This window comes from Bacillus sp. FSL M8-0266, assembly GCF_038613425.1.
Taxonomy (GTDB): Bacteria; Bacillota; Bacilli; order Bacillales; family Bacillaceae; genus Bacillus; species Bacillus pumilus.
This window is the reverse complement of sequence record NZ_CP152015.1, coordinates 237,691-253,610: the sequence shown is the minus strand read 5'-3', so window position 1 is coordinate 253,610 and position 15,920 is coordinate 237,691. Positions and strand designations below refer to the sequence as shown.

12 protein-coding genes are annotated in these 15,920 nt (G+C 44.1%); 9 read left to right on the top strand and 3 right to left on the bottom strand.

All coding sequences use genetic code 11. The features are described 5' to 3' along the window. Positions 1 to 70 precede the first annotated feature (70 nt). On the bottom strand, positions 71 to 901 hold the full coding sequence (locus MKY83_RS01420) for a YitT family protein (RefSeq protein WP_034320763.1): 831 nt from the start codon (positions 899 to 901) through the stop codon (positions 71 to 73). Positions 902 to 1,233: 332 nt separating this feature from the next. On the opposite strand from MKY83_RS01420, the gene mmuM reads away from it, so the two are divergent. The 3 genes from mmuM (at position 1,234) to MKY83_RS01405 (ending at position 4,366) form a co-directional block, all read left to right on the top strand. Beyond that, a complete protein-coding gene (gene mmuM / locus MKY83_RS01415) occupies positions 1,234 to 2,172 on the top strand; it encodes a homocysteine S-methyltransferase (RefSeq protein WP_044139212.1) in 939 nt (312 codons plus the stop codon). A gap of 46 nt (positions 2,173 to 2,218) precedes the next feature. Beyond that, the gene (mmuP, locus tag MKY83_RS01410; protein WP_065098714.1) at positions 2,219 to 3,622 is read left to right on the top strand and encodes an S-methylmethionine permease; all 1,404 of its coding nucleotides are present in this window, start codon (positions 2,219 to 2,221) and stop codon (positions 3,620 to 3,622) included. 123 nt (positions 3,623 to 3,745) lie between these two features. Further along, positions 3,746 to 4,366: a hypothetical protein gene (locus MKY83_RS01405; RefSeq protein WP_342487993.1), complete on the top strand. Its 621-nt coding sequence runs from the start codon at positions 3,746 to 3,748 to the stop codon at positions 4,364 to 4,366. A gap of 344 nt (positions 4,367 to 4,710) precedes the next feature. Here the strand turns inward: MKY83_RS01405 and MKY83_RS01400 are convergent, their stop codons facing one another. Next, complete coding sequence (locus MKY83_RS01400) at positions 4,711 to 5,193, bottom strand: hypothetical protein (RefSeq protein WP_044139209.1); 483 nt, start codon at positions 5,191 to 5,193, stop codon at positions 4,711 to 4,713. A gap of 311 nt (positions 5,194 to 5,504) precedes the next feature. Continuing rightward, complete coding sequence (locus MKY83_RS01395; protein WP_342487990.1) at positions 5,505 to 8,174, bottom strand: S8 family serine peptidase; 2,670 nt, start codon at positions 8,172 to 8,174, stop codon at positions 5,505 to 5,507. A 178-nt stretch (positions 8,175 to 8,352) separates the two neighbouring features. Between MKY83_RS01395 and MKY83_RS01390 the strand changes: the two genes are divergently transcribed. From MKY83_RS01390 to MKY83_RS01365, 6 genes are read left to right on the top strand one after another with little or no spacing between them, the layout of a single operon-like run. Next, complete coding sequence (locus MKY83_RS01390; RefSeq protein ID WP_342487988.1) at positions 8,353 to 8,874, top strand: PTS sugar transporter subunit IIA; 522 nt, start codon at positions 8,353 to 8,355, stop codon at positions 8,872 to 8,874. Beyond that, positions 8,871 to 9,200 (top strand): fructose PTS transporter subunit IIB, encoded by a 330-nt coding sequence (locus MKY83_RS01385; protein WP_185108604.1) that lies wholly within the window; start codon positions 8,871 to 8,873, stop codon positions 9,198 to 9,200. Before MKY83_RS01390 ends, MKY83_RS01385 begins: the two co-directional genes overlap by 4 nt. Before the next feature lie 36 nt (positions 9,201 to 9,236). After that, entirely contained in the window at positions 9,237 to 10,355 is a 1,119-nt protein-coding gene (locus MKY83_RS01380) for a PTS fructose transporter subunit IIC (protein ID WP_065098710.1), read from the top strand. 28 nt (positions 10,356 to 10,383) lie between these two features. Continuing rightward, positions 10,384 to 13,047 carry a mannosylglycerate hydrolase gene (gene mngB / locus MKY83_RS01375; protein WP_342487986.1) on the top strand — a complete coding sequence of 888 codons (2,664 nt, stop codon included), beginning with the start codon at positions 10,384 to 10,386 and terminating at the stop codon, positions 13,045 to 13,047. A gap of 57 nt (positions 13,048 to 13,104) precedes the next feature. After that, on the top strand, positions 13,105 to 13,989 hold the full coding sequence (locus tag MKY83_RS01370) for an ROK family protein (RefSeq protein ID WP_283924110.1): 885 nt from the start codon (positions 13,105 to 13,107) through the stop codon (positions 13,987 to 13,989). Continuing rightward, positions 13,986 to 15,905, top strand: coding sequence for a BglG family transcription antiterminator (locus tag MKY83_RS01365; RefSeq protein ID WP_265209016.1), 1,920 nt, complete (start codon positions 13,986 to 13,988; stop codon positions 15,903 to 15,905). The genes MKY83_RS01370 and MKY83_RS01365 overlap by 4 nt, the downstream gene beginning before the upstream one ends. The last annotated feature ends 15 nt before the right edge of the window (positions 15,906 to 15,920 follow it).

Below are 15,920 nucleotides of genomic sequence, written 5' to 3'. Positions count from 1 at the left end.
ACATAGTATCATGTGACAAGGGGTATCAAGTATAAAAAAAAGACCCTAATGGAATGGGGTCTTCTCGTTTTTATATATTCACAAATCCTTCTCCGAACACATCACGCACGTCATGGACAACAACGAATGCATCCCGATCAATTTTCTTGATGATTTTCTTTAGGCGCATAAGCTCTTGCTTTTGAATGACTGCATAGAGAATTTCCTTCGATTCCTTTGAATAATGACCGCGGCCGTTTAAAATCGTCACGCCTCGATCCAAGGTGTGATTGATTTCTTCGGCAATATCATCTTTGCATGAAGAAATAATCGTTACTGCCTTTTTCGTGTTAAGCCCTTCTATCACGAAGTCCATCACCTTTGTTGCCACGTACAGCATCACAATCGTGAACATTAATTTTTCCGCACCAATAATAAAGTAGGAAGCAAATACGACGATCAGATCAAAGAACAAGATGGCGTAGCTCACGTTCCAGTCTAAATACTTGTTGGCAATTCTCCCGAGTATGGCAGAACCCGCCGTTGTACCGCCTGCTCTTAGCACAAGACCAATCCCAATTCCGATAATGATTCCTGCGAAAATGGCTCCAATGATCAATTCGTGAACATTCACGACCCATGTTGTGGTCAGGTGTAAAAATAGGGAGTTACTCGCGACGGCAACCACAGTATAAATCGTCGTCTTCTTGTCCAAATATTTATACCCCACAAGCAGCAGGATGGCATTAAACACTAGGTTCGTCAGCCATGGTGCAATTTCAAACAAATAATAGAAAATGATGGACAGCCCCGTTACACCGCCTTCACCAAATTCAAGCGGAATGACAAACATGTTCACTGCGGCGGCAAATAAAAAAGAACCAATTAGAATCATTGCGATATCTTTTACACATTTTTTCAATTTCTTCTTTCCTCCTTTTTTAAGCATATAAAAAACCCTCTTTCTGCACGAAAGAAGACAGTCGTTGAACAAAAAAAATCAAAAGACAGCGCCTTTTGACGAAGCTTTCTGAAATGAACCTTTCCATAATATATATCTCTTTTTAGAGGCTGTCAATGACTTGGTTTTCTATTATTTTGACTGCATGTTTATGCATGTAAACCCGCATGTTTTCAGGGTTTTTCCGCGGTCACATGCTTTTTCCTCTCCTTGACAAAAACACTTTAGTCATTTAAACTACTGCCTCATATCATATCCATCATTTCCGACTAAAAAGGAGGGTGTTCAATTCGATGAATCCTATTCAAAGCCGTTTACAGGCTCACGCACCTTTAATTTTAGACGGTGCACTTGCAACAGAGCTTGAACGAAAGGGCTGCAATTTAAACGACAGTTTATGGTCAGCCAAAATACTTATTGAACAGCCAGAATTGATTCAGCAAGTACACTTGGATTACTTCCAAGCCGGAGCTGACTGTGCCACAACAGCGAGCTACCAAACAACGATTGATGGCTTCGCTGAAAAAGGCTATTCAAAAGAAGAAGCCATTGAACTAATGAAACGATCTGTCACTTTAGCAAAAGAGGCACGCGATCTTTTTTGGCAAGATGAAGCGCGTCGTAAAGGGCGGACAAAACCATTTGTCGCAGGATCTGTGGGGCCATTCGGCGCTTATTTGTCTGATGGTTCAGAATATAAAGGAAATTACGGACTCACAGAGCAGGCACTCATTGATTTTCATAGACCAAGGATTCAAGCATTAGTAGAAGCTGGTGCAGATATTCTTGCGTGTGAAACGATCCCTTGTCTCATTGAAGCAACGGCCATTGCAAAGCTGCTGCAAGATGAATTCAGTGGTGTATCTGCTTGGATTACATTCAGCGCGAAGGACGACCTTCATATTAGTGAAGGAGATTTGCTCAGAGAATGTGTACAAGCACTGGAACCTTATGAACAGATCGCTGCTGTTGGTGTAAACTGTACGCCGCCGCAATTTATCTCTTCTCTCATTCAAGAGATGAAAAAGGGGACGAGCAAGCCGATTGTCGTGTATCCAAACTCAGGAGAATTATATGATCCTGAAGAAAAGGTATGGAGCGGAGATACGCCTCAGCATACATTCGGTGAATGTGCGCATCAATGGTATCAAGACGGCGCGCATATCATCGGCGGCTGCTGCAGGACAACCCCAGAAGATATTACGGACATCTTAAAACTAACCACATCATAGCATCATGAATCATCACACATACTTTTAAGCAAAAGGGCGGGAAGACATGGAACAAGCAAAAGATGAGTCACAACAATATCAACGAAAAATGACGAGCCGCCACCTGTTCATGCTTTCGCTAGGCGGCGTCATTGGAACAGGGCTCTTTTTAAGCTCTGGGTATACCATCAGTCAGGCCGGGCCTGCGGGAACGATTCTTGCCTATCTTGTCGGGGCATTAATTGTGTACCTCGTGATGCTCTGTTTAGGTGAGCTGTCTGTTGCAATGCCGGTTACAGGGGCATTTCATACGTATGCAACAAAATATATTGGACCCGGCACAGGCTACACAATTGCTTGGCTGTACTGGCTGACATGGACAGTCGCACTCGGATCGGAATTTACAGCGGCAGGGCTTTTAATGCAGCGCTGGTTCCCGGACACATCGGTTTGGATGTGGAGCGGCGTCTTTGCTCTTCTTATCTTTTTACTCAATGCGTTTACAGTTAAGTTTTTTGCAGAATCAGAGTTTTGGTTTTCCAGCATTAAAGTAATGGCTATTATTCTCTTTATTATTCTTGGCGGAGCTGCGATGTTTGGCTTGATTCCGTTAAAGGGCGGTGAGGCCGCTCCATTCTTTTCTAACTTCACCGGGGAAGGTGGACTTTTCCCAAACGGCTTTTTACCAATTTTAATGACGATGCTGGCCGTCAATTTCGCTTTTTCAGGTACGGAGTTAATTGGGATTGCTGCGGGTGAAAGCGTCAATCCTGACGAGACCATTCCAAGAGCGATTCGCACTACCGTACTGCGTCTTGTCTTGTTTTTCGTTGGAACAATCGTGGTCTTAGCCGGCTTGATCCCAGTGGAAGAAGCCGGGGTGATCAAAAGTCCATTTGTTGTGGTGTTTGATCACATCGGGATCCCATATGCCGCAGATTTCATGAATTTTGTCATTTTGACAGCGATCTTATCTGCCGCAAACTCTGGACTATACGCTTCATCCCGTATGCTCTGGTCACTTTCTGAGGAACGGACACTGCCTAAAAAACTGGCGAAGCTAACATCAAAAGGAATTCCTTTGAATGCACTGATTTTAAGTATGATCGGCGGGATTCTTTCTTTGTTATCAAGTGTCATCGCACCAGAAACGGTATACCTTGTCCTTGTTTCGATCTCAGGACTGGCCGTTGTGATCGTGTGGATGGGGATTGCTGCCTCACAATTTATGTTTCGGAAACGTTTTTTACAAGAAGGCGGACAGCTCCATGATCTTTCCTTTCGAACCCCGCTCTATCCAGTGGTTCCGATTGCTGCCTTCTTCCTGTGTCTTGCCTCTGTGATCGGCATTGCCTTTGATCCAAATCAGCGGATTGCCCTTATCTGCGGCATCCCTTTCATCGCGCTCTGCTATGCTGCCTATTATGTGACAACTTGGATTCAGAAAAAGCGTGAAGAACCTGGTGTATAACGCCAGGTTTTTTTCTATCAAAAACAGTTTGACAAAAAAGGATATCGCTAGTAAAAGAAGCACACTTTGGTATATGATAGGAATCTATGATTTTCAGGATGAACCAAGGGAGTTGTCACTAATATGGAAATGACCATTACAAGAGCATTAAGTGAACTGAAAATGTTAGACAAGAGAATCAACCGAACCGTTGATGAAGCCGTACTTGGTGGATTGATGATCGGGAAACATATACAGCACGGGTTTCAACATCAAGAAGACATCGAAAAGAAGGCGAAGGCTGATGACCAATCGATTCAAGCATTAATCAAACGCCGGAATGCCATCAAATCAGCCATCGTTGTGTCTAATGCGACGACAACGATTGATGTTGCGGGTGTCAGCATGACGGTGGCAGAAGCGATTGAACGGAAGACGTCGATAGAATACGATATTCGTTATTTACGGAAATTGAAAAAGGTGTACACAGAGCTAGTAGACAAAGCAGAACAAACCAATGAAGATGTGAAGAAGAGGCTCGACCAGCATTTAGAAACCTTGTTTGGAAAAGACGGAAAAACACAAGCGGCTGCCAACCAAGAGATCGTCAAGTCGTTCCTCGCTGAAAATGAGGCGATGATCATCGATCCGCTTCGTCTTCGAGTGAAGATTGAAAAGCTTTCGACCGAGATTGAGGATTTTCAAATGGAAGTTGATTTTTCCTTGTCAGAAAGCAATACACTAACGAAAATACAGATCGATTAATCAATTTTGTTAGTGAGCCGAAAATCGATAGAACTAAACACCTCCGAGGGAAAGGTCATTCCCTCCTCATCTGATCATCTCTGGATGATCCTTGATAAAAGCTCAAAGCTGAAGGTTCAAGGATCAACGTTCAAGTGTAAAAGTTCTTATCCATCAAAGCTCAGAACTAAAAGGTAAACGCTCGATCGAATCTGGGAGTCACGGCTCATGAGTGTTTGTTTATCGACTCTTTCGGTTGCCGCCCAGCAGGTTTGCTAACAAAAAGAAAGGGATGTCACATGATGACATCCTTTTTTCTATGAAAAAAACGACAAGGCTTCAGCCAAGTCGTCTCCCCCAGCAGATTAGTTACGTAATGTATATGCCAAATGGTAAACACTTGTGACATTTGATGATAGCTTGATGTCATTTGAAGTGAACGTCACTGGAACGATATCATAGTAATGTGTAGACCAGCCTGCATTATTGTATGTAAGGTAGCCTGCACCTGAAGGAACTTGAATCGTTAGTGAAAATTGTCCATTTACGTCTGTTGTGCCTGTCGCTGTTTGAGCATATGATTTAATTGCTGCTTCAAAATAAAGCTGGATCGGCTGATTGGGCATGAGATTTCCACTTGTATCTTTTAGTGTTCCTTTAAAAGTAGCTGGATAATAAGAACCCACGCGATATTTACTGCCATAGCCGTAATTCACTAATCCACTATCGGCTGCTGTGACACTTGTTACTTGAACGGAAGCTGGTACTGCCCCTGTTTCCTCTGCATGTGCAAATGTTGGGAATACGAGAAGCAATGATAGAAAGAAAGCAAACATGATTTTTTTCATCGATAAATCCTCCTTTTTTTTCCTGCTATATTACTATCGACATTAATTGGTATTTTTCCAGTAACAAGCAAAAAAACTTCCCTTTTTTAGAAAGGGAAGTTCCAGATTGTTGACAAAGGGCTAAAATGATCTTGATTTTAGCCCTTTGTCTTCTTTTCAGCGTGATAGAAAACCTTTGTAGTCTAGGAAGGGCGAGCACAGGAGCGGAGCGAATTTGACATTCGTGAGCACCGGAGCACAGTCCTGACAACGAATGCGAGGGTTTGTCTACACGCTGAAACTTCCCTTCTTTAGAAAGGGAAGCTCTCCTCTTACTTTTTCACAACAACGACCTTCACCGCTTTGCTTTCTCTTTTTCTCACATCTGAAGCGGTCACATACAAGACCGTTTTGGCTTTTTGCGGTTTTATTTGGGCAGTAAATGCGCCCTTGTTATTTGTTTTTACCGTTTTGATGACTTTCTTTGATTTGTTTTTCACTTTAATGGTCAATCCTGCACCCGCAGTCCCTTTGACCGTTTTACTTTTGACCGTTACTTTGCCCACTTTCGGCTTAGCTGGTGCTTTGCCTTTTTTGACGACTGTTTTGAGCGTTGTAGCGGCCTTTCCTTTTGAAATCTTAATGTGAAGGACTTTGTTTTTGTTCTGATGCTTGATCTTCACACTAAAGGTTCCATTTTTGCCTGCTGTGCCTTTTCCAAGCAAGGTTTTGCCTCTATACACAGAAATAGCAGCGCCTGCCTTTGCTTTACCTGTCACCTTTTGATGCTGATCCTCCACTTTGCTGACAGATGCATTCAGTTCGACAGCACTTAAAGCAGCAAATGCATTCAGTCTGCCATGTCCTGTCATCCAATCGATCCCTGGAATTTTCGGATCGACAATTGGCTCATCGTTTTCATCATAGAAAACGTCATCTGTTCCATCAACAGACGTAAAAGAGATATTATCTGATGTGCTTTGCAAGATATTCCTTACTTGATTCGGCTTTAAGGTTGGATTTTTAGAAAGCAGTAATCCTGCTGCTGCTGCCACATATGGTGTCGCCATTGATGTCCCGCTCAGGTATGAGACATTCCCATCTGGCATTAAGCTTGGAATATCAGATCCTGGTGCAGACATGCTCAGTCCTTTACCATAGCTTGAGAATTCAGCGGCAATATCCATACGGTTGCTTGCACCAATGGCCATTGCGTACTTTGATGTCGCAGGATAGCCCATTTCTGGAACGCCATCATTTCCACTCGCAACGACCACTAGTACATTTCTTTGAGCCGCGTAGTTCATTGCATATTCAATTACCCGGCTGTAGTAGCCGCCAAGACTCATGTTGATGACCTTTGCGCCTTTATCCACTGCATGCTTGATTCCAAGTGCAATATGCTCTGTATCTCCAAAACCATAGGCATCCAGCACCTTCACCGGAATGATGCCCGTATGTTGGTTGAGACCTGCCATCGAGTAATAATTATCGGCTTTTGCGGCAATGATGCCAGCTACGTGCGTACCATGTCCATTGTCATCAATCGCATCTTTGTTTCGTCCAATGAGATTCGCACCTAAGTCCGTACGAACAGTCCCGCTTAAATCAGTCAAACGACTGTCTACACCTGTATCCACAACAGCAATCAATGTTTGCTTCATTTTGCTTGTACCAATCAGTGTGTTCATTTGTTCAAACTTCACATCAGCGCCTTTTTTCCCGCTGTTTTGCGCACTGTTTTTCAGGGGCCACTGGTATCCATACTGCACATCATTGCTCAGTGCACGATAGGTTTGAACAGGCTCCGCGAATTCAACATTCGGCATGCTGGACAGCTTTCTCGCAGTGCTTTTGATCACAGCTTTGCCTGCTTTTAAAGTCTTTCCAGCTGATTCTTGCCCTGCTGGCACATCATAGACATACATTCCTTTAAACAAAGGACTTACTGACTGCGATGTCACACGGTTTTCTTGGATTCCATAGCTTTTCATCTTCTTTTTCGCAGATTGAAGCGTTTGGCCATCCTTTAATTTAAAAATGATCTTATTCGTCTTCACTTTCTCTTCTTTTACAAGCTTTTGCTTCTCTAATACATAACCGATCGATTTTCCTTCAAGCTGATCGATTCCGATAAGTTGACTCACTGCTTCTAATTCCTTTTTTAAATAGGCAGGACTTGCCCCTTTGAGCATATCAAAAAGGGAACGGATCGCCTGTTGTTCTTTCTTTGTTACAATATGACCGCTAAATGCACCATTTTTCTCTACGTCATTTAGCAGTGACTTTAATGTCAGCAGATGATTGTATACCTTTTGCTGCTCATTTTTTTGTTTGATGAGTTTCGATTTGAGAAATGGCTTTGTTTTTTGAAGCACACGGCTCAGCTTCTGACCATTTGGTGTTTCATTAAAACGTTTATCTTCGATTGTACGAATCGATTGGAGAATTTCTCGCCCGTACTTTTTCTCAATAATAATGATACCAGGCTCATCGTCTTCAGGGAAAACGGGTTCAGAAGGCGGAAGGTTAGCTCCTTTATACCCGATTGTATAGGCCGCATCCTCTTCCTCATCACGGCTGTCTTCCTGCGACCCTAAGTAGAGCACTTTGACAAAGTAAGGACCTGACCATGCATGCGGGAAATCTACCTCTGTCTCTCCACTTGCAGTATCCACACGATATCTCGAATAAGTGTCATCCTTCATCGCTCTGTCTTTACTTGGATAGACCGATACGGATAATACTTGTTTACTTTTGACAGAAATTTTCATATGTGTATGTTTTGCCACCTCTTGTGCTGATGGCGTGATTTGGTACCATGACTCTTCCATTTCATTCTGTAATGTACCTGAGATGACTTCACCATTTTTTAACCCAATGGCTTCATTGACATTTGTTCCTTTACTGGCAGCTGCTGCCTCGTATCCAGGTAATGCCGCCATACAGAGAATGATGGCCATGAGTACGACCACACAAGATTTGACCTGCTTTTTGAACATGAAAAGACCCCCTTATCTTTTGTAATACCTTGGAAGAATATCACAGAAATGCATTTAGTAGAATCTGTTTTTTGCATAATTAAACTCGTTTTAAGCTAGGATTTGAGATAACAGACAGCAAGACGAATAGCTTCATAAACTTTTTGCCATTTCAAACGGAAAATGATGCTATTTAACCATGTCGAAAAGTACATTACAATCAACTTGTAAGCGCTTAACAAACAAGAGAGAAGGGATCAGCTTGTTCCAAAAAGATCATGTTTTCACACAGGTAAACGGACGATCAAAGAATGAGATTTTACAATACATTGCCGAGAAAGCTGAAGACCTTCAGATTACAAACGATCAGGCGGGGTTATTATCAGATTTGTTGATTCGCGAAGACGAAGTCTCAACAGGACTTCAACAAGGCTTCGCCATTCCTCATACAAAAAGCTCCGCTGTACAAACGGCTTCACTTCTTTTTTTAGAGCTAGAACAACCGATTGAATGGGGCAGCTTTGACGATTTACCCACAAGTTATTTATTTACACTGCTCGTTCCATTAGAAGAAGCAAATGTCACACACTTGAAATTACTGTCAGGGATTGCGACAAGCCTCATGGAACCGGCTTTCATCGAAAAAATACAACCAGGTCAAACCGCTGATTATTATTACGAAGTCATTGAACAACAATTGAAAGAGGGGATTACACAATGAAAATTGTCGGTGTCACTTCATGTCCAGCAGGGTTAGCTCATACACCAATGGCAGCAAAGGCGTTAGAAAATGCGGGTAAACAGCTCGGTCACGAGATCAAAATCGAGCAGCAAGGGATTATGGGACAGGTAAATGGCATTACCGCAGAGGAAGCAAAGCAGGCAGACCTCTGCATCATTGCCTCCAACCAGCACATCAACGATGCGGAACGTTTCTCAGCCATTCCCACAGTACGTGTCGAGATTGGACGCGCATTAAAAAATGCCGAGCAAATCATCACAAAAGCTGTAGCACTTGTTGAAAAGAAAAAATCTGAATCTCAATAAACGTGAGCAATGCCATATAGAAAGGAGCAAAGCAAAATGAAAGCAAAATTAAAAGTCATTGAAGGCCATCTCATGACCGGTATTTCTTATATTCTTCCTGTAATCATTGGCGCCTCCCTTATCGTTGGTTTAGCCAAACTAGTCGGATTAGGATTTGGTGTTTCAGATTTAAACGCCTATAAGGATGCTGGCGGCATTTTACACGGCGCCTATTTAATGGAGCAGGTTGGCTGGACAGGGATTGGGTTAATGAACGTCCTGCTCGCTGGATTTATCGCCTATTCGATTGCGGATAAATCAGGCCTTGCAGCCGGCTTCATCGGCGGTGCCCTTGCCAGCTCAACGAATGCTGGATTTATCGGTGCCGTTATTGCAGGCTTCTTCGCAGGATATGTCGCTCTTTTTGTGAAACGGAAAATTCAAATTAAAGGCTCCGCAGCCGGACTTGTTCCTCTGCTCATCTTACCGCTTATTACCGTTGGCTTAACTGGACTTCTCATGTCCGTTCTGCTGGGCGGGCCTTTAGGCGCTTTGAACACGGCATTAATTGAATGGATCAAAGGTATGGTCGCTAACGGGACAAGCACACTCGCACTCGCTCTCATTTTAGGTGCGATGATTGGCTTTGATCTTGGCGGACCAGTGAATAAATCTGCTTGGATGGCCGGTAACGCGCTCTTCCTATCAGGCGTCTACCTCCCTGCCATTCTCGTCAATATTGCGATTGTCATTCCGCCGCTTGGATACGGGCTTGCAACACTGATTCGAAAACGCAACTTCTCTCCAACCTTTAGAGAAGCCGGACGTGGCGGCCTTGTCATGGGCATTATCGGTATTACAGAAGGAGCGATCCCTTTTACCCTTGTCAATCCTTTGAAATTGATTCCGCTGAATGTCGTCGCTTGTGCTGCTGGAAGCGGGGTCGCTGCATTATTAGGTGTTCATGACATCATGCCGCCAATTGGTGGACTATATGGCTTCTTCTCAGTTGGAAACTGGTGGGCTTATTTAATCGGTGCCCTTACTGGCGCACTCGTCATCGGTATTGGTGCCAACCTGCTTGTGAATTTCTCTGAGAAAAAAGAACCAAAAACACCTGAGCATGATCAGAAGCAGAAAGAAGAAGACGATTTTGACCTTGTACTAGAAGGATAATTTGCACATAGAAAGGTGTCGTTGATCAATGACTGTCAATGTACATGTGATTCCACATACTCACTGGGACCGGGAATGGTATTTCACCACCTCCCGCTCCCGTATCTACTTAATGAAAAGCGTAATGGACATTTTAGACACCCTTGAAACAGATGACAGGTTCCATTACTTCATGCTCGATGCTCAGGCATCCTTATTGGATGATTACTTGAAATGGCGTCCTGAGGATGAGAGTCGAATCAAAAAGCTCGTCACAGCCAAACGTCTCATCATCGGCCCATGGTATACCCAAACCGACCAGCTCGTCATTTCAGGTGAATCGATTGTACGGAACCTGCAATACGGGATTGAACGCTGTCAGCAGTTCGGTCATGTGATGAAAGTCGGCTATGTCCCTGATTCCTTCGGTCAATCCGCGCAAATGCCTCAAATTTACCGAGGATTCGGCATTGTGGATACAGCTTTTTGGCGCGGCGTTTCAGACCATATGACGAATCACACTGAATTCAATTGGCAAGGTGCTGACGGCAGTGAAGTCTTTGCGGTAAACCTGCCATTTGGCTACTACTACGGTGGAAATATTCCTGAAAAGGATGAGGACTTACAAGCCTTTTTATCTGAAAAAATCGGTGCGCTGCAAGCAAAGGCAACCACAAAGAATGTCTATTTCCCAAATGGCTTTGATCAGGCACCGATCCGCAAAAACCTGCCTGACTTATTAGAAAAAGCCAATGAACTTGACGAGCACCACTATCAAATCAGCAGTTTAGAAGATTACATTGCAGCAGTGAAAAAAGAGCGAACGTCTTTTGAAACTTTAGAAGGAGAGCTCATTCATGCGAAGCATATGCGGATTCACAAATCTATTTTTTCAACACGAGCTGATTTAAAAATCTTAAACAATCAAATTGAAAACTATCTCGTCAATGTGATGGAGCCTATCCTCACGATCAGCTATTCACTCGGACACGACTATCCGCATGATACGGTTCGTGATATTTGGTACCTCATGTTTGAAAATGCAGCGCATGACAGCATTGGCGGATGTAATAGTGATACGACGAATCAAGATGTCTTCTTCCGCTACAAACAGGCAAAGGAAATCGCCGAGAATCTTGTGGACTTACACATGCGCCTCATCGCTATTCGACTGCAAACTGAGCAAGACATCACACTTACGTTATTTAATACATTGCCTTCAAAGCGTTCTGAAGTCATTGAAGTCGAAACCTTTATCACGGAACGTCCATTTACGCTAAAAGATGCACATGGGAGAACGCTTCAGTACACAGTGAAAAACAAAACCGATGTCACAGATTATGTGCTGGCACAGCAAATTTCTCTTAACCCAAGTAAAGAAGTGTACATGCCAAAACAAGTATGGAAAGCCGTTTTACTAATCGAAGCCACCAGCTTACCATCCGTTGGTTATACACAAGTCAGCATGGTTTTCGATGAATCAAGCGAATCTGCATGGGAACAAACAGAAGGACGCGCGATTGAAAATACGTATTACCGCATTACGGCAAATGACAACGGATCACTGGAGATCACAGATAAACAAACAGGCCGGACATTCTCTGAGCAAATGATCTTTGAAGACAATGGAGACGACGGGGATTCCTACAATTATTCACCACCGCGTGAGGATCTGTATGTGTCATCCAAGGATCTTTCTTCGGCAGACATCAAAGTGTCTAAAAGCGGCTTGCAAGAAGAGCTCACCGTCCAGCTTACTCTTACTATCCCTTATGACTTAGAAGAGCGCTCTCAGCAATCAGTCACGACTTCACTCCCAATCACAGCGAAGATAGCATTAAACAAAGATGAGCCTGTCATCCGTTTTCATGTCGATGTCGACAATCATGCGTTAGACCATCGTCTGCGTGTCCTCTTTGATACAGGCATCGCATCAAAGGTATCACTGAGCGATCAGCAGTTTGGAACCATCGAACGCCCAACAGAGCTCACGCAAGAACTTGAATGGTGGAGCAATGAACATTGGGAAGAAAAACCGATCACCATTGAACCGATGCAATCCTTTACTGCACTTCGTGATGAAGCATACGGTGTCGCTCTGTTGACGGACTGCGTGAGAGAATATCAGATCACAGGAGAAGGCTACACAACGATTGCGTATACGCTTTTCCGTTGTTTCGGAAAAATGGGGAAAGAAAATCTTCTTTACCGTCCAGGACGCGCATCTGGCGAAAAAATTGTTGAGACACCTGACGCTCAGCTACAAGGTGCACTGTCGTTCTCATTTGGCATGCACTATAGCAAGGATGCTGTCAGCGAGGGGCACTTAGCGCAGCTTGCCAAGCGGTATACAACCCCAGTTCAATGCTACGAACGGGCAGACTTTTTAAACGGTCGTTTAATTTTCTCTTTCCGAGATGAAAAAGAAGACTTACAATCTACTTATAGCCTGCTTGACATTGAGACAGACGGAGCCATTCTAAGCGCTCTGAAAAAAGAAGAGCATGGAACAGGCATTGTCATCCGTCTCTTCAATCCATATTTAACGCGTCAAACAGCCGCTTCAATCAATAGTTCATCTCTACAGCACGGAGAAACAGCGAATTTAGGCGAAACACCTGAAGGACATATACTCAAAGCACAACATGGATCATTACACATTGAACCGCTCACACCTTGTCAGGTACAAACCTACATTGTAAAGAAAAAATGAACATGTAGGGGCGGGGTCCATTTGGATTCCGCCCCTCTTTAATGGAGGGCATTGATCATGAGAATTGGAGGCATTGAAGCAGGCGGAACAAAATTTGTCTGCGGCTACGGAACAACAGATGGAACGATTGAACACATGACTTCCTTTGCAACAGGAAACCCAATTGAAACATGCCGGCAAGTGATCGATTACTTTACAAAGCATCCTGTCGATGCCATTGGCATTGGGGCATTCGGGCCTGTCGATGTAAAAGAACAAAGTCCAAGCTATGGGACGATTTTAGAGACACCCAAAACAGCCTGGCGCCAATTCCCTTTCCTTTCTACTTTAAAACAAGCCCTTGGGCTCCCGATGAAGCTTGATACCGATGTGAACTGTGCAGCACTCGGAGAAGCCCGCTTTTCAGTTGAAGCAGAAAAACCGGCATCTTTGGTCTATATCACTGTTGGAACTGGAATAGGCGGCGGTGCCTATATTGAACACCGCCTCATTCACGGGTTGCTGCATCCAGAAATGGGTCATATCACAGTGCAGCGGCACCCTCATGATTCCTTTGGTGGCTGCTGCCCTATACATCATGATTGTTTAGAGGGGCTGGCATCTGGACCTGCCATAGAAGGACGCTATCATACACTGGCACCCATGCTGCCAGAGGATCATCCTGCCTGGTCACTTCATGCCTACTATCTCGGGCAGATGACCGCCAATTTATTACTCACCCTTTCGCCAGAGCGCATCATTCTCGGCGGAGGTGTGATGAAACAGCCCGCTATGCTGCCGCTCATTCTTGATGAAACAGAAAAACGGCTTCATGGGTATTTGCAACTGCCAAAGCCTTTAAATGAAATTATCACCAAGCCATCCTTTGATGGATTATCAGGTTTAATGGGCGCTATCGCTCTTGGTAATGATGCCTTACAGGCGCAAGGAGCCGCGCAATGATGATGACGGCAGATCCTCGAACCTATCAGCTGATTCAGCGGCTATTTGAAACGAAAGGGTTCGTGAAGCTGGAGGAGCTTACTGCCTCTTTTCGCTTATCTGACCGCTCCATCCGCAATTTAATTAAAGAAGCAAATGAGCAGTTAAAGGAAGCTGGAGCCAAGATTAAAACGATCCGCGGAAAGGGATACACCCTATTAACGAGTGATCAAGACGCCTTCCTGCTTTGGCTTCATCAACAAAAGCTTCCTGCCCGCTCTCTCGTCCCCGTCATGCCAGAAGAGCGTGTACGATTTATGATGAGAAAGCTATTGCTTCAACCGAATTACTTAAAAATTGACCAGCTGGCTGAAGAACTGTTTATCAGCCGCATGACGGTCAGCAGTGATTTAAAAAAAGGACGAGAGCTGTTAGCCCGTTACGGTATGACCCTTGTGTCAAAGCCTGGATTTGGCTTGAAAATTGAGGGAGACGAGTTGCAAAAAAGAACATGCTATGCAGACTTACTCCTTGAAGAAGAGCCCGCACTTTCTCATATCACCGAGCGGGAGCAGCTCCATTTTCCCGATATTTCTCTTGAAACCATTCGATCTATTGTCCTGACGAACCTGCATCAAGAGTCATTGCTCATTAAAGACATTGCTTTAAAGAACTTAGTCATTCACTTAGCAATTGCGATTCAGCAAACACGAAAAAACCAGCGAATATCGGCGAGTACCACTCGTACACAACGATCACCCGTCTTGATGAGAATTGCCCAAAAGATCATACAGCAGGTGAGTGACACCTTTCATGTCACCTTATCAGAGGATGAAACAGATTACTTAGTCATGCATCTATTGGCAAATCAAACGTGGAAAGAAACCGCCCAGCATCAGACGACAGTGGAAGTTCAGCAGGCGGTTGCGGTCTTTCTACAGCACATTGAGAAAATGAGCGGACATCGATTTGCTGATGACAACATCCTGCAGCAAGACTTGATGCTTCATATGAAGCCATTATTAAATCGAATCCAATATGGCGTATCCTTACAAAATCCGCTTTTGCATGAGATCAAAGCGTCCTATCCATACCCGTTTGATTTGGCTGTCAGCGGGCTGAATGCCTTACAGCTGGTGCGGACGCCAAATGAAGATGAGGCAGCATATGTTGCCCTGCATATCGCCGCTTCATTTGAAAGAAGTCAACTCGATACCTCGCAAAAAAAGAAAGCCATTATCGTGTGCGGGTCTGGATTAGGGACGGCAAGACTACTTGAAATTAAATTAAAGGCAGCCTTTCAGCACGAGCTGGACATCGTCGAGCTTTATTCCTATCAGGATTATCTCATGAGCACCACCCTGCCCTGTGATGTCATCATTACAACCGTCCCACTCGCATCAAAGGGAAAACCAGTGATACAGGTCAGCGCCTTTTTTGAACATCATGATGTACAGCGGGTGAATGAAGTCATTCATTTATTAAATGGACACGGGACTCCCTCGAAAGAACTGATGGCGTTTTTTCAAGAACGATTGACCTTATTGAACGCTGACCTATCCAGTAAGGACGAGGTATTAGACACACTATGCAGCCGTTTAGAAACGTATCAGCTAGTATCGTCATCTTTTCGGTCCTCGGTGCTTGAGCGGGAGCAAATGTCGTCTACCTATCTTGGAAGAGGAATTGCCATGCCGCACCCGCTCATCACAAATGAAGGCACATCCTGCGTAGCCATCGCACACTTAAAACAGCCAATTGACTGGCAAGGAGACCAAGTATCACTTGTCTTTTTATTAGCCATTCATAAAGATGACGCAGCCTGCATGAATCAATTCTTTGAACAGGCCGTCGATTTACTGGACAATCCAAACCGCATTCACTCCCTGAATCAATCGAAAACATATGATGAGCTGATGGATGCGTTGTTTCAATAAGATCAAACAAAAGAC